The 19,468-nt window shown below is 46.5% G+C and carries 19 protein-coding genes and 2 pseudogenes; 18 read left to right on the forward strand and 3 right to left on the reverse strand.

What is annotated here, in order from left to right:
- The first annotated feature begins 20 nt into the window (after window positions 1-20).
- From Q0339_RS00085 to Q0339_RS00120, 8 genes are all read left to right on the forward strand, one after another.
- Complete coding sequence (locus Q0339_RS00085; protein ID WP_291427590.1) at window positions 21-470, forward strand: DUF3290 family protein; 450 nt, start codon at window positions 21-23, stop codon at window positions 468-470.
- A complete protein-coding gene (locus Q0339_RS00090; RefSeq protein WP_070756063.1) occupies window positions 467-1,099 on the forward strand; it encodes a DUF421 domain-containing protein in 633 nt (210 codons plus the stop codon). Before Q0339_RS00085 ends, Q0339_RS00090 begins: the two co-directional genes overlap by 4 nt.
- A gap of 2 nt (window positions 1,100-1,101) precedes the next feature.
- Window positions 1,102-1,818, forward strand: a complete 717-nt coding sequence (locus Q0339_RS00095) for a pseudouridine synthase (RefSeq protein ID WP_298076744.1) — start codon at window positions 1,102-1,104, stop codon at window positions 1,816-1,818.
- A 104-nt stretch (window positions 1,819-1,922) separates the two neighbouring features.
- Window positions 1,923-3,923 (forward strand): NAD(P)/FAD-dependent oxidoreductase, encoded by a 2,001-nt coding sequence (locus Q0339_RS00100; protein ID WP_298076745.1) that lies wholly within the window; start codon window positions 1,923-1,925, stop codon window positions 3,921-3,923.
- An 88-nt stretch (window positions 3,924-4,011) separates the two neighbouring features.
- On the forward strand, window positions 4,012-4,989 hold the full coding sequence (locus Q0339_RS00105; protein ID WP_298076746.1) for a polyprenyl synthetase family protein: 978 nt from the start codon (window positions 4,012-4,014) through the stop codon (window positions 4,987-4,989).
- Between the two features lie 79 nt (window positions 4,990-5,068).
- Window positions 5,069-5,914 (forward strand): FMN-binding protein, encoded by an 846-nt coding sequence (locus tag Q0339_RS00110; RefSeq protein WP_298076747.1) that lies wholly within the window; start codon window positions 5,069-5,071, stop codon window positions 5,912-5,914.
- Between the two features lie 129 nt (window positions 5,915-6,043).
- Window positions 6,044-7,168 (forward strand): FAD:protein FMN transferase, encoded by a 1,125-nt coding sequence (locus Q0339_RS00115; RefSeq protein WP_298076748.1) that lies wholly within the window; start codon window positions 6,044-6,046, stop codon window positions 7,166-7,168.
- Complete coding sequence (locus Q0339_RS00120; RefSeq protein ID WP_298076749.1) at window positions 7,140-8,105, forward strand: UbiA family prenyltransferase; 966 nt, start codon at window positions 7,140-7,142, stop codon at window positions 8,103-8,105. Before Q0339_RS00115 ends, Q0339_RS00120 begins: the two co-directional genes overlap by 29 nt.
- Window positions 8,106-8,233: 128 nt before the next feature.
- Here Q0339_RS00120 and Q0339_RS00125 read toward each other — a convergent pair whose 3' ends face one another.
- The gene (locus tag Q0339_RS00125; RefSeq protein ID WP_298076750.1) at window positions 8,234-8,971 is read right to left on the reverse strand and encodes a MerR family transcriptional regulator; all 738 of its coding nucleotides are present in this window, start codon (window positions 8,969-8,971) and stop codon (window positions 8,234-8,236) included.
- 137 nt (window positions 8,972-9,108) lie between these two features.
- On the opposite strand from Q0339_RS00125, the gene Q0339_RS00130 reads away from it, so the two are divergent.
- The 8 genes and pseudogenes from Q0339_RS00130 (at window position 9,109) to Q0339_RS00165 (ending at window position 15,810) form a co-directional block, all read left to right on the forward strand.
- Window positions 9,109-9,264, forward strand: coding sequence for a hypothetical protein (locus Q0339_RS00130; protein WP_298076751.1), 156 nt, complete (start codon window positions 9,109-9,111; stop codon window positions 9,262-9,264).
- 143 nt (window positions 9,265-9,407) lie between these two features.
- Complete coding sequence (murF, locus tag Q0339_RS00135) at window positions 9,408-10,811, forward strand: UDP-N-acetylmuramoyl-tripeptide--D-alanyl-D-alanine ligase (RefSeq protein WP_298076752.1); 1,404 nt, start codon at window positions 9,408-9,410, stop codon at window positions 10,809-10,811.
- Window positions 10,812-11,138: 327 nt separating this feature from the next.
- Window positions 11,139-12,695, forward strand: a complete 1,557-nt coding sequence (locus Q0339_RS00140) for a DEAD/DEAH box helicase (RefSeq protein ID WP_298076753.1) — start codon at window positions 11,139-11,141, stop codon at window positions 12,693-12,695.
- Between the two features lie 32 nt (window positions 12,696-12,727).
- Window positions 12,728-13,123: a holo-ACP synthase gene (acpS, locus tag Q0339_RS00145; RefSeq protein WP_298076754.1), complete on the forward strand. Its 396-nt coding sequence runs from the start codon at window positions 12,728-12,730 to the stop codon at window positions 13,121-13,123.
- A 21-nt stretch (window positions 13,124-13,144) separates the two neighbouring features.
- A complete protein-coding gene (alr, locus tag Q0339_RS00150; protein WP_298076755.1) occupies window positions 13,145-14,308 on the forward strand; it encodes an alanine racemase in 1,164 nt (387 codons plus the stop codon).
- Between the two features lies 1 nt (window position 14,309).
- Window positions 14,310-14,972, forward strand: coding sequence for an MBL fold metallo-hydrolase (locus Q0339_RS00155; RefSeq protein ID WP_298076756.1), 663 nt, complete (start codon window positions 14,310-14,312; stop codon window positions 14,970-14,972).
- A 132-nt stretch (window positions 14,973-15,104) separates the two neighbouring features.
- A pseudogene (locus tag Q0339_RS00160) lies at window positions 15,105-15,379 on the forward strand (hypothetical protein); the annotation flags it as partial.
- Window positions 15,380-15,387: 8 nt separating this feature from the next.
- The gene (locus Q0339_RS00165) at window positions 15,388-15,810 is read left to right on the forward strand and encodes an arsenate reductase ArsC (RefSeq protein WP_298076757.1); all 423 of its coding nucleotides are present in this window, start codon (window positions 15,388-15,390) and stop codon (window positions 15,808-15,810) included.
- Between the two features lie 25 nt (window positions 15,811-15,835).
- Here the strand turns inward: Q0339_RS00165 and Q0339_RS00170 are convergent, their stop codons facing one another.
- The gene (locus tag Q0339_RS00170; RefSeq protein ID WP_298076758.1) at window positions 15,836-16,135 is read right to left on the reverse strand and encodes a DUF5960 family protein; all 300 of its coding nucleotides are present in this window, start codon (window positions 16,133-16,135) and stop codon (window positions 15,836-15,838) included.
- Between the two features lie 202 nt (window positions 16,136-16,337).
- Between Q0339_RS00170 and Q0339_RS00175 the strand changes: the two genes are divergently transcribed.
- On the forward strand, window positions 16,338-16,706 hold the full coding sequence (locus Q0339_RS00175) for a metalloregulator ArsR/SmtB family transcription factor (RefSeq protein WP_298076759.1): 369 nt from the start codon (window positions 16,338-16,340) through the stop codon (window positions 16,704-16,706).
- On the forward strand, window positions 16,699-18,828 hold the full coding sequence (locus tag Q0339_RS00180; RefSeq protein ID WP_005606284.1) for a heavy metal translocating P-type ATPase: 2,130 nt from the start codon (window positions 16,699-16,701) through the stop codon (window positions 18,826-18,828). The genes Q0339_RS00175 and Q0339_RS00180 overlap by 8 nt, the downstream gene beginning before the upstream one ends.
- 274 nt (window positions 18,829-19,102) lie before the next feature.
- Here Q0339_RS00180 and Q0339_RS00185 read toward each other — a convergent pair.
- Window positions 19,103-19,339: pseudogene (locus tag Q0339_RS00185) on the reverse strand (IS3 family transposase); the annotation flags it as partial.
- Window positions 19,340-19,468: the final 129 nt, after the last annotated feature.

Here is a 19,468-nt window from a genome sequence, read left to right on the forward strand (position 1 = left end):
TAGCGTAAGGAGGTTATGGCATGAAATTCTATTCTTATGACTATATGAAGAGTCGAATTAATATAACGGACTGGCTCCAATTGACCATTTTCGTTGGCTTAGCTATCTTAATTGGCTTGGCTATATGGTTTTACTACCATCGCAACAAGGATTCTAAGTACCGTGAATTAGCTATTATTGGCATTATCTGCTTCTTTATTTTAGCTGGGACTCGTTGGCAAGATGCGCAAGCTAAGCAAGCAGCCCTTAGCCAATATTCAGGGGCTAGTCACTTGATGGAACAGGTGGCTGAAGATTTGGGGACTAAGCCCGAATTGCTCTATCTTAATACGGAAGCAGCGGCCGACGGAGGCATTATCAAATCCGGTGACCGCTACTATCGGACTATCATCGATAGAGAAGGACACTATATCCTTGAGGAAATGGCAGTTCAGCTGCCTAAGATCGAATTGGTGGAGGTAAAGCCATGACATTAAATTTTTTAGATATCGCCATTAAGCTGGCCTTAGGCGTGTTGGCCTTGGTTGTAGTCATTAATTTGACAGGTAAGGGCAATTTGGCGCCGGCTTCGGCCAGTGACCAGGTCCAAAACTATGTCCTAGGGGGCATTATTGGTGGGGTTATTTATAACCCTGGTATTTCTATCCTGCAATTTTTAATTATTCTCATGATTTGGTTAGTGCTAGTTCTAAGCTTCAAATGGCTGAAAACCCACAACCAACTTCTTAAGAAGACCATTGATGGGGAACCAACGGACTTGATTAGCCGTGGCGTCATCGATGTGGAAGCGACACGAGCAGCAGGTCTAACGGCTCAAGATTTGGCTTTCAAATTGCGTAGTCAGAATATCTACTCTATCAAGAAGGTTAAGCGGGCAGTGATCGAACAAAATGGTAGCCTTAATATTGTGGTTTACGGTGAGGAAAATCCTAAGTATCCTCTAATTACAGACGGGCATATTCAATATAAAACCTTGGATTCTATTGACAAGACCGAAGAATGGCTCATGCAAGCTATTGCCGAGGCAGGGCAAGAAGATGTGGCCAAGATTTTCTTGGCAGAATATATTGATGGTAACATCACCATAGTGGAATACTAGCCATGCGTCTGGATCAAGTCATGAATCAGGCGGGCCTGGGTTCCCGGAATCAAGTTAAGCGTCTACTTAAAAGTTGCCAGGTGCAAGTCGATGGCCAAGTGGAGCGTCGCCCCAACCGTAATGTGGATCCTGGTTTGCAAGAAATCAAGGTCCAGGGGCAGACCTTGACCCAGCCGGCTGAGACCTATTGGCTATTACATAAGCCTCAGGGAGTCTTAACGGCAGTCAAGGATGACCGCTTCACCACGGTCGTTGACTGTCTAGCCCCTCAAGACCAGGCGCCAGGTCTTTACCCGGTAGGACGTTTGGATTGCTCTACCACTGGCCTGGTCTTTCTGACCACCAATGGCCCTTTGGGTTATCGCATGTTGCATCCCCAATACCATGTGGAAAAGGAATACCAGGTGGTGGTCAATGGCCCGCTGACCCAGGACCATGTGGCTAGTTTTGCCCAAGGCATTTTGATTGATCAGGATCGGCCCTGTGCGCCAGCCCGCTTGGTGATTGAGGCCTCTGGTCCGCTAGAAAGTCGGGCTCGATTAACCATTCGGGAGGGCAAGTTCCACCAAGTTAAAAAGATGTTCCTGTCGGTGGGCGTCAAGGTGACGCAGCTTCACCGTCTGCGCATGGGCCATCTGGTTTTAGACCAGGACCTAGCGCCTGGTGCCTATCGACCACTTAAGCAAGAAGAACTGGAACAATTGAAGCACTATCTTTAAGGATAGTAATGGGAAATATTTAGCAAAAAGTCAATAATCGTTGAGAAAATAGGCTTTTAGCCGTATAATGTATAGTATCAAAAACAGAGTGAGGAGTGTTGAGAGTGAAAGAAATCGTCATTGTCGGTGCTGGTTATGCCGGTATCTCGGCCGCCCGTAAGTTGGGTAAGACCTTCAAGAATGACGCGGATGTTAAGATTACTTTGGTAGATAAGCATGCCTATCATACCTACATGACTGAATTGCATGAGGTAGCAGGGGGGCGTGTGGAAGCTAACGCGGTGAAGTATGACTTGCAACGTATCTTCAACAAATACAAGAAAGTCCAATTAGTGACGGACACGGTTGTCGGAATTGATGAAGCCACCAAGACTGTCCAAGGTGAAAGCTACAGCTATCATTATGATTATTTGATTTTAGCCATGGGTGGTGAAGCTAACGACTTCGGCGTCGCAGGCGTTAAGGAAAATGGCTTTACCCTCTGGTCACTGGCAGCAGCTGAACGCATTCGTGCCCATATTAAGGAATGTTGTGCCAAGGCAGAACACGAGCCTAACCAAGCTAAACGTCGTGCCTTACTCAGCTTCATCGTCTGCGGGGCAGGCTTTACTGGGGTTGAAATGGTCGGCGAACTGATTGAATGGGTTCCTCGCCTAGCGAAGGATTACCACTTAGATGAAGAAGAATTCTCTGTTCACTTGGTAGAAGCTGCGCCAAAAATCTTGGCTATGGTGACTGACAAGGAACAAGACAAGGCCATGCGTTACATGACCAAAGTCGGTATCAAAGTCTCAACTGGTGACGGGATTCAAGCCGTTAACAAGCACAACGTAGAGTTAGCGTCAGGCAAGACCATCGACAGCTACACTACGATTTGGACTGCCGGGGTGCAAGGTAATACCGAAGCCAAGGTCTTTGGTTTAGAGACTGGTCGGGCTAACCGTCTGGTGGCTGACCAATACATGGAAGCTAAGGACCACCCAGGTATCTATGTGGTAGGGGACTTGGTTTACTATGAAGATCCAAATGAAGGCGGTCGTCCAACTCCGCAAATCGTTCAGGCAGCTGAACAAACAGGGGAAACCGCAGCCCACAATATCATTGCCGATATCAAAGGAACGGAGAAACATGCCTACAAGGGTAAATACGATGGCTTTATGGTCTCTATTGGTTCCCGTTACGGGGTGGCCTTCCTCATGGGCAAATGGCATTTGACTGGCTTCTTCGCGATGTTGATGAAGCACTTAGTCAATGTGCTCTACTTCTTCACCATTCGTTCCTTCTACTACATGTGGACCTATGTCCGTCATGAGTTCTTCAAGATTAAGGACAAACGTAACATTTTCCGTGGACACTTAGCAGCTCACGGTAACATCCTCTGGTCCGTACCATTGCGCTTCTTCTATGGGTCTGTCTGGCTCTTAGAAGGGCTTAAGAAGGCCTTCGGCCTCTGGGGGACTACTAACTGGTTTGGGGACAAAGTTGTCTTCCCATTTGCCTGGTTACAAGAAACTGCAAATGCTGCAGCATCTGCTGTGACTTCTGGGGCATCTGAGGCAGCTAGCTCTATGTCATCTGTCGTGACTTCTGGCGCCTCTGAAGCCGTTAGCTCCGTATCTTCTGCTGTTACTAGCGGTGCTTCTGAAGCAATGAGTTCTGCAGCTAGCTCTGCTGGCGGGGCAGTCGCTCAAGCTAGCCATGCAGTCTTCGGCCTCAGCTACGCTTACGGGGAAAGTCCAAAACCTGTCTTAGATGGCATGCCAGATTGGTTCGCGGCGATTATGCGCTTCTTCGTGCCTAACCGCGATATGGCCCTCTTCATGCAAAAATTCATGACCGTTATGGAAATCTTAATTGGTTTAGCCTTGATTGCGGGTCTCTTCGTCTGGTTAATCAATGCCGGGACTGTGGTCTTGGTTACCATGTTCTGCCTCTCAGGTATGTTCTACTGGGTTAACATCTGGTTTATTCCGGTTGCCATCGCCCTTATGAATGGTTCTGGTCGGGCCTTTGGTCTGGACTACTGGGTAATGCCTTGGTTAGGTAAGAAGCTGGATCGATGGCTCTATGGCCGAACCAGTCACCACTATGGGCCACCAGCCTAATTAATAAAGTAATAAGGAGGCCCCCGCGTGGGGCCTTGCTTTGTAAGAGGAGCTAGTATCTTCTTACTAACTAGAAAGGAGGCCACCCATGGTTCACCCAATATGGGAATCTTTACCACTTATTCAAGAGGAACTCGTGGCGGTCAAAGCCTTGATGAAGTCAGAGCTCCAGCTTAAAATCCCGGATGTCCGAGAGAAAATCTTGGCCTATATGGATGCCCCAGGCAAGTACCTGCGGGCCGGCCTCTGTCTGGCTATGGCCCAGCTGAGCCCAGAGGGCATCACCCAGTCCAAACGCTATATTGCGGCAGCCATTGAGGTCCTGCATCTGGCCACGCTTATTCATGACGACGTCATTGATGAGGCGGATACTCGCCGGGGCATTGAGGCCCTTCATATCCAAAAGTCTAACCGCTTGGCCATCTATGCGGGCGACTATCTTATGACCTATGCGGCTCGCTTGTTCCAAAAGAGCCAACAGGAATTTGACCGTAATCCTCTGGATGCCTGGGTTATGGAGGGGATTCTGATTGGGGAGCTTAACCAACTTGCCAACCAATACCGTCAGGGTATGACCATGTATGATTACCTAAGACAGATTCGAGGCAAGACGGCCCTCTTATTTGCAGCCGCGACTTTCTTCGGCTACTATAGCCTAAGCCAGTCAGCCCTGCAGAATCGCCAGGCCTTCTATCTGGGCCAAGCAATTGGCATGGCCTTCCAACTCAGGGATGACCTAATTGACTACCAGGTGGATGCCGAGGTCAGTGGCAAACCCCGTATGCAGGATGTTCAAAATGGTATCTATACGGCGCCCCTAATTTTAGGCTTGCAGGCGGATCCGAGTCTACGCCAAGAACTTAAGGAGCGGGGTCAGCCTTGGAGCCAGCAGGAGCTGGATCGGCTTTATCAAGCCCTAGTGGACTTAGGGACTTTGACAGAGACGGAGCGCCTGGTAGACAACTATCTAAGCAAGGCTGAGAAGCGCCTGAGAGGACTAGGGGGCAAGCAAGATAGCCAAGCACTGGTCAACTTACTCAATCAAGTTATGAGAGGACACTTTTAAGAGGGGCTTGTCATGGACATGAGGCCCAAATTGCGTTAAACTATAAGATGTAAACATATACAGTAAAGGGGTAATTGGAATGAAAAAATCATTGTTAAAGTCAACCATGCTCTTAGCAGCAGTCTTATCTTTGGGGACTAGCTTATCTAGCGTAGTTTTAGCGGAAGATGCTAAACCAGCTGCAACCACTACTTTTGAAGTCAAAGACTTGAAAGACGGCGAATACACCGCTGTTTCTGATGCTGACGAACGTGGCTGGAAACTCCACCACACCATCGTGGTCAAAGACGGTAAAGTCGCTTCTTCTAACTACGACTATGTCAACGACAAGGGCGAGAAGAAGTCTGAAAATGCTGAATACAACGACAAAATGAAAGAAAAGACCAAAGTTTCTGCGGCTGAAGCCATGAAGAAATTAGACGAAAGCCTAGTGAAGGACGGCAAGGCTGACGTAGTGACTGGTGCAAGCCACACTAGTGAAGTTTTCTTCTTCTCTACTAAGGTGCTCTTGAAACAAGCCAAAGAAGGTAAGACTGGCGAAGTCAACATCTCTAAATTACCGCTTCAAGATGGTGAATACACTTTGGAAGCACCAGCTGACCAACGTGGCTGGACTACCAAGTTCGTCCTCACTGTCAAAGACGGTAAAGTAGAAAAAGCAGACTACGACATGTACAAAGACGGCAAACGTAAGTCTGAAGATGCTGACTACAACAAGATGATGGCTGACAAGGCTAAAGTCTCTTACGCTGATGCAGTTAAGAAATTAAACGAAGCCTTAGTTAAGTCTAGCAATGCCAATGTAGATGTTGTGACTGGGGCAACCAACACAACTAACGCCTTCAAGACCTATGCTAAACAATTGTTAGAAGCAGCCGCTTTAGGTGAAAAAGAAGTCATCAAAGCTGCCGTTGTTGGCGAATAATAAGAAGTGAAGGGAGGCTGGGATTGTTCCCGGCCTCTATTTTTATGGCTCCAAGCAGAGCCTGCCTGATTGATCAGGTAAGATTAGCAAGTGGCAGGCCAGATAAACTGCCACCAAAAAGGAGTAAGTATGAAGAAAACAACTATAATGCAAGGCTTGGCTTTGGGCTTCTTAATCTTAGGCTCCTTGAGTCCCGTTTGGGTTAGTGCTGAGGAGACCAGTAGCAGCACCAGCCAGTCTGTTAGCAGTGCCAGCTCAGAAGCGATTTCGGAGCCCTTACCAGTGGTGACCACGCCCTTGATGCGGGCTGAGACCAAGCTCCATACGGCCGTCACCTTGCAAATTTTCCATGAAGGGTCAGAGGCCGAAGCGGCCATGACCGAAGCCTACGACTACATGGACCACATGGAGCAACTGCTATCCACCAACTTGGAAGGGTCGGATGTCTACCGCATTAATCAGGCGGCAGGCCATGACGCCGTCAAGGTCGACCCAGCAACCCTGGCCATTATTAAGCAAGCTCTGGAAACGGCCCAATTATCAGGCGGTCGCTTCGATATTTCCATTGGGGCCGTGTCCAATCTCTGGAAAATTGGCGATGTGGATGCGCGCAAGCCTAGCGACCAAGAAATTCAGGCAGCCTTGCCTAAGATTGACTACCACAAAATCACCTTAGATGAAGCAGCCCAAACGGTGCGTCTGGAAGAAGAGGGCATGGCCCTAGAATTGGGTGGGATTTCCAAAGGTTATATTGCTGACGGTATTCGCAATATCTTGGCCAAGCATGGGGTCAATACAGCCATTATCAACCTAGGTGGTAATGTCATTGTTATGGGCACCTCGCCATCCAGTCCTGAGGGGTGGAATGTTGGGGTTCAAGACCCTGATGAGGTCCGGGGGCAAGTTGTGGGAACCAAGCGGGTCATTGACGGGACAGTCGTGACTTCTGGAATCTATGAACGTTATGTGGAAGTGGACGGCGTCCGCTATCACCACATCCTGGATCCTAAGACGGGCTACCCGGTGGATAATGACCTGTCGGGGGCGACTATTTTCACCAAAGTATCGCTCAAGGCCGATGCTCTGTCGACCACGCTCTTCCTCTTGGGGACCAAGGATGGCTTGGCCTTTATTGAGAGCCTAGATGGGGTTGAAGCGGTGCTGATTGATAAGGATCACGGGGTTCACGTGACCTCTGGCCTCAAGGATAGCTTTCAACTAACGAATGAGGGGTATCATCTTGTTGAAGATTAAGCAAAAGTTGGCGATATTCTTTGAATTTGTCGAGCTCAGAACCAAGGTAGCCAGCGTCTTCCCTATGCTAGCGGGCTTCCTCTGGACCTATTACCGCCTAGGACGCTTCAATTGGGTCAATGCTGGCCTCTTCGTCTTGGCGGTGCTGAGCTTCGATATGTGTACGACCGCTATCAATAACGCCGTTGATTACCACAAGGCAGTGGACCTGGATTACAAGACCAGTGAGAATGTCATTGGGGTCTATCAATTAGATTTTGGGCAAATGGTCCGGATTATTTTTAGCCTTTTGGCTTTTTCGGTTATTGTCTCCCTAGTCATTGTCAGTCGGACCGATGTCCTCCTGCTAGTGCTTGGCGGCCTCTGCTTCCTAATAGGGATTGGCTATACTTATGGGCCTATGCCCTTGTCGCGCCTGCCCCTAGGGGAAGTCTTCTCAGGCCTTACTATGGGCTTTGGGATCTTCTTCCTAGCCGTCTACATGACTGCCTACGACCAGCTGCTATGGAGCCAGTGGTCAGGCGGGATGGTGACCATTGGCTGGAACTGGGCACTAACCCTGGAGCTCTTCTGCTACAGTCTACCCCTAGTCAGCCTAATTGCCGCTATTATGCTAGCCAATAATACCTGTGACTTGGAAGTGGATATCCGTAACCACCGATTCACCTTAGTTTATTACCTAGGCAAAGCGCGAGCTGTGGCGCTCTATACGGGACTGCAAGTCCTACCTTGGCTAGTCTTATTGGGGCTAGCTTTGACAGGGCGTCTGCCAGTCTGGGGCTTGGTGACTTTTGCTGGGCTGGCCCTGCACTGGCCTAAGGTCCTAGCCTTCCGCGCCAAACAAGTTAAGCGCGAAACCTTCGTCTTGTCAGTCCAATCCTTTGTCCTCGTGGCCAGCCTCTATTGTGCCTGGTTGCTGCTGGGCATTGTCCTATAAAGCATGCGAGCCACTATCCCTTTCTACCAAATGGGATAGTGGCTCTTTTGATATGGCGGTGCAGTCAGGGATGATGGCTTGCGGAAGACAAAAAAACAGTAAGCCAAATGGCTTACTGTCTTGCCTGCTTATTGCTTTTCTTTTACATATTGCTGGATGGCATCGCAGACATATTGGGCGGTGCCAGCCCCGAACTTATCGATGTTTTGTTTGAAGTCTGGATTCTGTACGTAGCCTTTGCCAATACTTGCGAACACCTCAAGCGGGCAGTCAAAGGCGTATTGGCACATATGTTGATGTAGTTTTTCGGCTAAAACGACATTCTCTTGAGCCGTGGCACTGATACCCTTTGCCAGGTTGTCAGCAAAGGCAAAGAAACAATGATTGAAGCCATCTGCAATTTCTTGTTCTTTTCCTTTTTGCTTTTCAATCGCTGCCTCAATGACTTCTTTGCCATACTTGTCCTTGGCTGCTTGCTCGTATTGTTGATTTTCATGGTAGGTGAATCCCTTAAATTTCTCTTGTGTTGACATTGTAACACTCCTTTCTTGAGCCTCGATGGTCTTTTCCAATGTTTCAATCAGTGTCAGGAGCTTTTGTTTTTCTATCTGCATTAAATCCAGTTGCCGTCTCAGGTGATAGAGGACCTCGCTATCCTCTTCTTGGAGCAGCCCCTTGATCTTCTTCAGCGAAAAACCCAGGTGCTTATAGAATAGAATCATCTGTAAAAGTGAGAGATCGTCCTCAGAATAGTACCGGTAGCCATTCTCTCTCTTTTGAGGAGACAGTAGGCCAATCTCGTCATAGTGGTGTAAGGTGCGCACTGAAACCCCACTTATTTTGCTCACTTCTTTAATCAAATACATAGACTTACCTCCTAACACACATTAATAATATACCCTTACGTTACGTTAAGGTCAACGCCTTTTTTTAAACTAATTTTCTCCCTAGCAAAATACGGCGCGCTAAGCGCATTTTACCGCCAAATGGAGGACACGAGTAGGTGACTAGAGCAGAATGGCTGACTACCCATCCAGGGGCGCGCCTACTTAATGATGCCTACAATGCTAGCCCAACCTTCGTCTTGTCAGTCCAATCCTTTGTCCTAGTGGCCAGCCTCTATTGTGTTTGGCTGGTGCTAGGTATCCTCTTGCCTTAACTATATTTAAAGCCTGCCTAGCTTGGATGACAGGCCCGAGTTAGGGAGGCCTTTTTGGCCCCTAAAATAACCTTCCTTTCAGTGCAATTTGTGGCGAAATGGTGTAAACTAGTAGGTGATAAGACAAGAATGGAAGTGACTGTATGAAAGCAATCCGTCTCATGGACGTTGTAAAATATACCAAGGCCATCGACTATACGGCCAAAGATCGTCAGATTTCAATCACCAGCGTCGAATTTGATGCCCGCAAGGTGACACCTGGCTCTCTATTCGTTCCGCTAGTAGGGGGAGCGACAGACGGCCATTCCTATATTCAACAAGCCCTCGATAATGGGGCCGTGGCTACCCTCTGGTCCGCAGACCCAGCTCAGGCGCCGAGTGATGACCTAGCAGTGGTCTTCGTAGATGATACCCTCCAGGCTTTCCAAGACTTGGCTAACTTCTACCGTCGGGACCTTAATCCTATTGTGGTAGGGGTGACGGGGTCAAACGGCAAGACTACGACCAAGGACATGACCGCCATGGTTCTCCAAGCCAAGTACCGGGTTCACAAGACTCAGGGTAACTACAACAATGAGATTGGCCTGCCTTATACCTTACTTCAGATGCCAGAAGACACCCAAGTGGCGGTCATCGAGATGGGCATGTCCGACTTCGGGGAAATTAAGCAACTGAGTGAGATTGCCCAGCCTGATATTGCGGCCATCACCCTGATTGGTGAGAGCCACCTGGAATTCTTGGGTTCCCGTGCTGGAATTGCCCAGGCTAAGTTGGAGATTCTATACGGCCTCAAGCCAAATGGCGTTTTGCTCTATCCTGCTAATGAGCCACTTATTGAGTCCCAAATGCCTGAAATTGACCAGCCAATTTACCTGCGTTCCTTTGGCTTCACAGACCATGCGGATGCCTTCGCCTATGACATGGTGGAGGAAGTGGATCGGACCTACTTCAAGACCAATCTGGAACCTAACGTCACTTGCACTATTCCAGTCCTAGGGGCCTACAATGTCAGCAATGCCCTGATTGCCCTCAGTGTGGCAGAGCTATTGGATGTGCCGCTAGAACAGGCAATCTTCCAATTAGCCAACTTCCAGTTGACGGCTAACCGTCTAGAATGGTTGACCACCCATCAAGGGGCGCGCCTACTCAATGATGCCTACAATGCTAGCCCAACCTCCGTCTTAGCCGTGCTTAAGAGCTTGGCTGCCCTTAACTTGGCGCCTGGCCAACGTCGGATTGCCGTCTTAGGGGATGTGCGCGAACTGGGTCAAGCCAGTGCCGAGCTGCACCGTTCCCTAGCCCAAGGCCTAGCACCAGAAAGTTTCGAGCGGGTCTACCTCTTCGGTCCAGAAATTGCTAGCCTCTATGAGGCCTTGCAAGACCGCTATGAAGCCAGTCACCTCTTCTACGAGCCAGCTGACCACAGCCGCTTAATTGCGCAATTGCAGGCTGATTTGACAGATAAGGACCTAGTCCTAGTCAAGTCTAGCTTCGGAACAGACCTCTTGCAGGTAGTCACTGCCCTCACTGGCAAGGAGACACACTAGAAGAAAAGAAGAGCGACAAGCAGGAGATGGCTTGTCGCTTTTTTTCTTGAGGCTAGCGACTGGAAAGAAAATAAGCGCTAGCAGGGCAAAAAGACATATAAAACTAGCTCATTTGCCTAGTCCTCTCAGTTGTGTTTCCCTCCTAGTCATGGTACACTAAGAGTTAGAGGTTACAACCATACAACGCGTTAACAAAGCAACATGTGTAACTTGACCGCTTGATGGCCGACGGATTCGGCATCGCCGGCGGTCAATTTTGATGTCTTGATGACAAGATGCCACTGGAATCAACCCCAAAATTTTAGATAGAAAAGAGACGATATACCTTTGAAATTTACAGAACTTAACCTGATTCAACCCTTGCTCGACTCGCTAGCCGACATGGGCTTTGAAGAGCCAACCCCGATCCAACAACAAGCAGTGCCTGTGGCCTTAGAAGGCCAAGACTTGATTGGTCAAGCCCAAACAGGGACCGGGAAGACGGCGGCCTTTGGCTTGCCAATGCTCAATAAATTGGACAAGAACCAATCCGCCATCCAAGGCTTGGTGGTAGCCCCAACCCGGGAATTAGCCATCCAAGTACAGGAAGAACTCTACCGCTTAGGTAAGTACCAACGTGCCCGTGTTTATGTGGTCTACGGGGGTTCTTCCATCGGTAAGCAAATCGAATGGATCAAGCGTAATCAACCACAAATCGTAGTCGGGACGCCAGGACGTATTTTAGACTTGATGCGTCGCAAGGCACTTAGCCTCAAGCATCTCAAGACCTTAGTCTTAGACGAAGCTGATGAAATGCTCAACATGGGCTTTATTGAAGACGTCAAGGAAATCGTGGCGACCACGCCAGCTTCACGTCAGACTCTCTTGTTCTCAGCGACCATGCCACCTGAAATCCGCAGCCTAGCAGACCAATTCCTTAAGGAACCTGCTCACGTCAAGATTGAAGCCAAGCAAATGACCGCTGACTTGATTGAACAGTTCTTCATCAAATGCCGAGATGACGAGAAGTTTGATATCTTCACTCGCTTGTTGGATGTTCAGATGCCAACACAAGCCATCGTCTTCTGCCGTACTAAGAAGCGGGTTGATGAGGTGGCACGCGGCCTCAGCCTACGCGGCTACAATGCTGAACTCATCCACGGTGACATTCCGCAACAGAAGCGGACTAGTGTCATCAACGCCTTCCGTCAAGGTCAGGTAGAGCTCTTGGTAGCGACTGACGTGGCGGCGCGGGGCTTGGATATTTCCGGCGTGACCCACGTCTACAACTATGATATCAGTCAGGATCCAGAATCCTACGTTCACCGTATTGGCCGTACAGGCCGTGCCGGTAACGAAGGCATGTCCATCACGTTCGTGACGCCAGCAGAAATGTCCTACCTGCGCGTTATCGAAGATTTGACCCGCAAACGTATGCAACCAATGAAGCCACCAACCTTGAAGGAGGCGCAAGCAGGTCAGGTTCAATCTCTGATTGATCAGCTTAATGAGACCTTGGAAGCCGGCGATGCGGATGAGCACCGTAACACGGCTAAACTCCTACTTAACCACTATCAGCCTAACGACTTGGTAGCGGCTATGTTAGGGCAAATCCTATCTAGCAACAGCCAAGTAGAGGTTCAAATCTCACCACAAAAACCATTGCCAAATGCCCACCGCAAATCCGGTGGTTACAAGACTGGCAAGGGCGGCGGCAACGGCCGTCGTGGTCATCACGGTAAGAAGCGGGACTTCCACAAGGACCGTGGCGACCGTCAAGACCATGGTCACAAGGAGCGTTTTGACCGCAAGGACAAGCGGCCACGTTCAGCTGCTAAGCCTGTAGGCAAGCCTAAGGCGGACGGCAGCAAGAAACAATATACCATTAAAAAACGAACCAACTAACCAGAGAATAAGCCCAAAGGAGCGTGGCGATCGTGCGTATTGGAACTGACATTATTGAAATCGACCGAATTCAAGAAGCAGTGGCGCGGTCGCCACGCTTTGCCTCTAAGGTCTTGACGGCAGAGGAATTGGCTCGCTATGAGACCATGAAGGACCATCGGGCCCTCGAATTCTTGGCCGGCCGCTTTGCCGCCAAGGAAGCCTATGTCAAGGCCTTGGGGACAGGCATTGGTCGCATTCGCTTCACGGATATGAGCATTGCCAACAAGCCTTCGGGTGTGCCTTATTTTGCGGTGGCCCCCCTGACGGCAGGCGTCCAGCTCAGTATCAGTCATTCGGACCACTATGCTACGGCCACCGTCCTGATTGAGCAAGACGAAGCCAGCTTGCAGGCGGCTTTGGACCAGTATTTGACTAGAGAAGATTAGAGTAAAAGGTAGGAAAGTCTTATGTCACAAGCCAGTGAACACCGCCCAACAGTGGCGATAATTAATCTTAATGCAATTCAACACAATGTGAGGGAAATGAAGCGTCATCTGGAGCCCGACCAGGCCCTCTATGCCGTTGTTAAGGCTAACGGTTACGGGCACGGGGCAGTTGCCGTCGCCAAGGCAGCCCTGGCCGCCGGCGCGCAAGGCTTAGCCGTTGCCACCGTTGACGAGGGGATTGAACTCCGTCAAGCCGGCCTCCTAGCCCAGCCTATCTTAATCTTGGGCTTGGTAGATCCACGCGCCATCGCTGAGTTGGTCTACTATCGCCTGACTGTCATTGTCTCTGACCTAATCTGGTTCCAGGAAGCCTGGGCTCAGTTAGTGTCCAACCACCAAGAAAGCCTCTTGGATGATGCCAAGCTCAAGGTTCATTTGGCCTTGGATACAGGCATGGGGCGTATCGGCCTACGGACAGTAGAAGAAGTTCAAGCCTTCGCTGAGGGCATTCAGGCCTTTCCATGGGTCAACTGGGAAGGGGTCGACACCCACTTCTCAACTGCCGGCGGGGGTGACCCTGACTATGTGGAGACCCAGTGGGCTAAATGGCAGGAGCTACTGACCGCTGTGCCGGACTCAGTCACTGTGCGACACTATGCTAACTCCGCTATGGGCGTGTGGTTCAAGCGTCAACCGGTTTCTTCCATTGAGCGCTTCGGCATCTCCATGTATGGTATGCATCCTAAGGACGAGCGTTCTAGCCTGCCCATTGATTTGCAGCCAGCCCTCCAATTGATTTCGGAAATTGTCTACGTCAAGCAAGTGGAAAAGGGCAGCAAGATTTCCTACGGGGCAACCTATGAAGCCCAGGAAGAGGAGTGGGTTGCGACCATTCCAATCGGCTATGCAGACGGGTGGTTCCGCCACTACAAGGACATTCCTGTCTTGGTGGAAGGCCATGCCTGCCCAGTCCTTGGGGTCATTAATATGGACCAACTTATGATTCGTTTGCCGCATCAAGTGCCAGTGGGAACCACCGTTACCTTGATTGGTCAGGACCACCACTTGGAGAACCATGCAGCGGATTTGGCTCGCCTGGTTGGGACCATTTCCTATGAAATCTTCTGCGGGCTCAGCGATCGCATTCCACGGATTTACCTTCAAGATGAGGAAGGGGAGGACTAAGATGCTTACTGTTCATCAGCTGACCGTCGGGTCACTCGAGGAAAATACTTATGCAGTCGTCAATGAAGCTGGCCAGGCCCTCTTAATCGATCCAGGGGCTGACGCGCCTAAGATTCTGGACTGGATTGAGTCCAAGGGTTGGGCGCCACAGGCCATCCTTCTGACTCATGCCCACCACGATCATATCGGGGCGGTGGATGCGGTGCGGGACCGTTATGGCATTCCACTCTATATGCATCCAGTGGAGTCAGGCTTCCTCAATCAACCCGAACTCAACCTGTCGGCTTACTGGGGTCAGCCTTTTACGGCGCGTCCAGCAGAAGTCCTCTGGGAGGATCTAGGGGATAAGGAAGTGGCGGGTTTCCACTTCAAAGTGGTCTTCGTGCCAGGTCATAGCCCAGGCCACGTGGCTTATATTTTTGCTGATGACCATTTCGTACTATCCGGCGATACCATCTTCGCCCAAAGCATTGGGCGGACGGACCTGCCAGGTGGCTCCTACATTGAGCTTATGCAGTCCATCCATCGGGAGTTGATCCAGTTGCCAGAAGACTATGTCCTCTATCCAGGTCACGGTCCGGCTGTGACCGTGGGCGAGTCCTTGGCGACTAATCCTTATTTTGAAGTCTTTCGCAATTTGTTTAAGCATCGGTTTGAAGAATAAAATAGTTGAAGGGGTGGTGAGGACTGACCCCAAAAAGTGAGAATTAAATAAAAACACCTCCAAGTTGGATTTGGTACAATATAATCAAATGCACATGGAGGTGTTTTTATTTAATTCTCATTTACGGGGGTCAGTGCCAAAGGTTATGAAGTTTGGGCAAGAAAACACAATATCAAAACAATGGCTGATTCAATATTAAACTTAGAGAACAAGGAATTAATTCAATTACACAACTCGATGATCTAATCAAAAAATCTGCCGATGATAGACAAGTCTTGTTAGATAAAATAAAGATAATTGAAGAAGTTAAGTGGATTAACAAGATACTAGATCATACTTCAGGAAAACTGGCCGTTATTGAATGGACAAAAGAAGATCTTTGTGGTGATAAACTTTATCAGATATAGGAGGAAAAATGAAGAAAACTAAAGTTGCCTTTGTGTGTGTTCACAATTCATGCAGAAGTCAAATCGCTGAAGCACTGACAAAGAAATTTGAAGGAGATTCTATAGAGGTATATTCTGCAGGAACAGAATTAAAGGATCAAATTAATCAGGATGCAGTAAGACTTGTCAAAGAAATATATGCAATTGATATGGAAGAGACCCAAAAGCCAAAACTTTTAGATGACATTCCTGAAGTGGATTATCTTATTACAATGGGATGTAATGTCGTTTGTCCTATTTTACCTTACACTGTTAAAAAAGATGATTGGGGACTTGAGGATCCTAGTGGAAAAAATGATCAAGAGTTTATTAAAACAATTAAGGAGATTGAAAGTAAGGTTCATAAATTAATAGAGGAAGTTGAGGCAATTTATTTTCGTGTGGAATTATAAAAAGGAGTCATCACTTGATGAACTCCTATTTTGAGGCTATATAAGTTGCAGTTTTCTTATATGTATAACGATAGATTAGTGGATTCTCATCTAAGGTGCTTATGTCGAAAATGAAGAAGTGATCACGGTTATCTCTAGCCTTTTCCTTATTGAGGACAAAGTAATTCTTACGAGAAGTTGTCATTGTTTTGAGGATATCATCAGTCAGAAAGGTCAATGGAATATTCATGTTGGAGTAGCGGTAGAAGTCACGTTCAAAATCTTGGTAGCTCTCGCTATAATAGTCCATTTGTAGGTGATTACGCTGAAACTCAAGCTGATTCATAGAGCACCTCCTCAACAAGTTCAATACTAATAATGTTATGTACTTAAAGTCTTATGCAGATTGGTTATTTTGTTATTAGAATTGGGTACTCCAAGTCTTTTTTTATGAATTTTTTTATTCACTCAAAAAAACACTTGAATTAATTAATGAAAAGGGTTATACTATGTTCAAGCAAATACTTGAATGATATTGGGGTGAGAATATGATTAAAAAAGATACTTGTGAAATTTATTGTTATGACGAAGAAAAGGTCAATCGAATACAAGGTAATTTACAGACAGTAGATATTTCTAGTGTTGCCCAAATATTAAAAGCTATTGCAGATAAAAATAGAGCAAAAATTACCTATGCATTGTGTCAAGATGACGAACTGTGTGTGTGTGATATTGCAAATATTATAGGTGTTACGGTTGCAAATGCCTCTCATCACCTGCGAACGCTCCATAAGCAAGGGATTGTTAAGTTTCGAAAAGAGGGAAAACTTGCATTTTATTCATTAGATGATGAGCATATCAGACAAATTATGATGATTGCATTGGCACTTAAGAAAGAGGTGAAGATCAATGTCTAGTGGGAAAGCAAAACAGTTCGAAGAAGAAATGAAAGCCTATCGTGTTCAAGGATTTACTTGTACTAACTGTGCAGCCATTTTTGAAAATAATGTTAAAGAACTTCCCGGTGTTCAGGATGCGAAAGTAAATTTCGGAGCATCTAAAGTTTATGTTAAAGGGACGACAACCATTGAAGAATTAGAAAAAGCAGGAGCATTTGAAAATTTAAAAATTCGAGATGAAAAAGAACAAAGGGTAGAAGGAGAACCTTTTTGGAAGCAGAAAGAAAACATTAAGGTATATATATCAGCTCTTTTACTTGTAGTTAGCTGGTTCTTAGGAGAGCAGTATGGTGAAGAGCATGTTCTACCGACAATTGGTTATGCAGCGTCCATTTTAATCGGTGGATATTCGTTATTTATTAAAGGTCTCAAAAATTTAAGCAGATTAAATTTCGATATGAATACGCTTATGACTATTGCCATTATAGGAGCTGCAATTATTGGTGAATGGGGTGAAGGGGCAACCGTTGTTATCCTATTTGCGATTAGTGAAGCATTAGAGCGTTATTCAATGGATAAAGCACGTCAATCTATTGAATCTTTAATGGATATTGCCCCAAAAGAAGCGTTAATTCGACGAGGCAATGAAGAAATGATGATTCATGTTGATGAGATTCAAGTTGGAGACATCATGATAGTTAAGCCCGGTCAAAAGTTAGCAATGGATGGAATAGTGGTTAAAGGTACATCGACATTAAATCAGGCTGCGATTACAGGTGAAAGTGTTCCAGTAACGAAAATCACAAATGATGAAGTATTTGCAGGAACCTTGAATGAAGAAGGGTTACTTGAGGTTAAAGTAACAAAACGAGTTGAAGATACCACTCTTTCAAAAATCATTCACTTGGTAGAAGAAGCCCAAGCAGAACGGGCCCCCTCTCAAGCGTTTGTCGATAAATTTGCAAAATACTATACACCAGCTATTGTCATACTAGCTCTTTTAATTGCAGTAGTTCCACCATTATTTGGCGGAGACTGGAGCCAATGGATTTATCAAGGATTAGCTGTATTAGTGGTTGGTTGTCCTTGTGCCTTAGTAGTCTCAACTCCAGTTGCTGTGGTTACAGCAATAGGAAATGCAGCGAAAAATGGTGTATTAATTAAAGGTGGTATCCATTTAGAAGCAGCAGGACACTTAAAAGCGATAGCCTTTGATAAAACAGGAACATTAACCAAAGGGATTCCAGCTGTAACAGACATTGTGACATATGGTAGAAATGAAAATGAATTAATAACCATAACATCAGCCATTGAAAAAGGATCGCAGCACCCTCTTGCTTCAGCGATTATGCGAAAAGCAGAAGAAAATGGATTAAAATTCAATGAAGTAACAGTAGAGGATTTTCAATCCATTACAGGTAAAGGCGTTAAAGCCAAAATAAATAATGAAATGTATTATGTGGGAAGTCAAAATCTTTTTGAGGAATTACACGGAAGCATTTCAAGCGATAAAAAAGAAAAAATTGCCGATATGCAAACTCAAGGTAAAACGGTGATGGTGTTAGGAACAGAAAAAGAAATTCTTTCGTTTATTGCCGTAGCCGATGAAATGAGGGAATCGTCTAAAGAAGTTATCGGCAAGTTGAACAATATGGGAATCGAAACAGTGATGCTAACAGGCGATAACCAAAGAACGGCAACAGCCATCGGAAAACAAGTTGGTGTTTCGGATATTAAAGCTGACTTACTTCCAGAAGATAAGCTTAATTTTATTAAAGAACTTCGAGAAAAACATCAAAGTGTGGGGATGGTCGGAGATGGCGTGAATGATGCTCCAGCCCTTGCGGCATCTACCGTTGGTGTAGCAATGGGTGGTGCTGGAACTGATACAGCTTTAGAAACGGCTGACATCGCCTTAATGTCTGATGATTTGAGTAAATTGCCATATACAATAAAATTAAGTCGTAAGGCTTTAGCAATCATCAAGCAAAACATTACCTTCTCTTTGGCGATTAAATTAGTGGCATTACTTTTGGTCATGCCCGGTTGGTTAACACTTTGGATAGCGATATTTGCTGATATGGGAGCAACTTTACTTGTAACATTAAACAGTTTACGCTTATTGAAAATCAAAGGATAGGTTCTAAAATGGGTGTCAACAATCGGGTGCGATCATTGAAAACAATGTTATGCTTCAAAAGGGATATTAACAGGAAATATACAACTAAAGGACGCTTTAACTGAGCAACGGAAAAAGCCAAATTTCTCAATTGATGTTGAGAAATTTGGAGAATGTTTATACGATTAGTAAAGTTGGCGAAAATAATAAAGTTATTAATCTCATGGAGTATTTGAACTTGCAAAAAAATATTTATGAGTCATTGTACTGACCCCAAAAAGTTAGACAAAAAATATTATTGAAAGGATTTAGTTCTATACTGAACAGGACTAAGTCCTTTTAGTTTTGCTTTAATGCGTTTATTGTTGTAGTAAAAAATATACTCGGTAATAGCTTGCTCCAGTTGATCCAGAGACTTGAAATTTTTCTCAAATCCGTAAAACATTTCTGTTTTCAAGATACCAAAGAAGGACTCCATCATGCCATTATCTATGCTGGTTCCCTTGCGAGACATGGATGGACGTATGCCTTTACTGGCAAGAACAAATTAAATGTACCGCATATTTATCTTTCAATTCTTCTACTAACTATACAACTACTTGAGGTGACACTTCCTTTCCAATTCCTTGTATTTTTTTAATATTTCTAATTCAACTTCTTT

The organism is uncultured Abiotrophia sp. (assembly GCF_938010525.1).
In the GTDB taxonomy this organism is placed as follows: Bacteria; Bacillota; Bacilli; order Lactobacillales; family Aerococcaceae; genus Abiotrophia.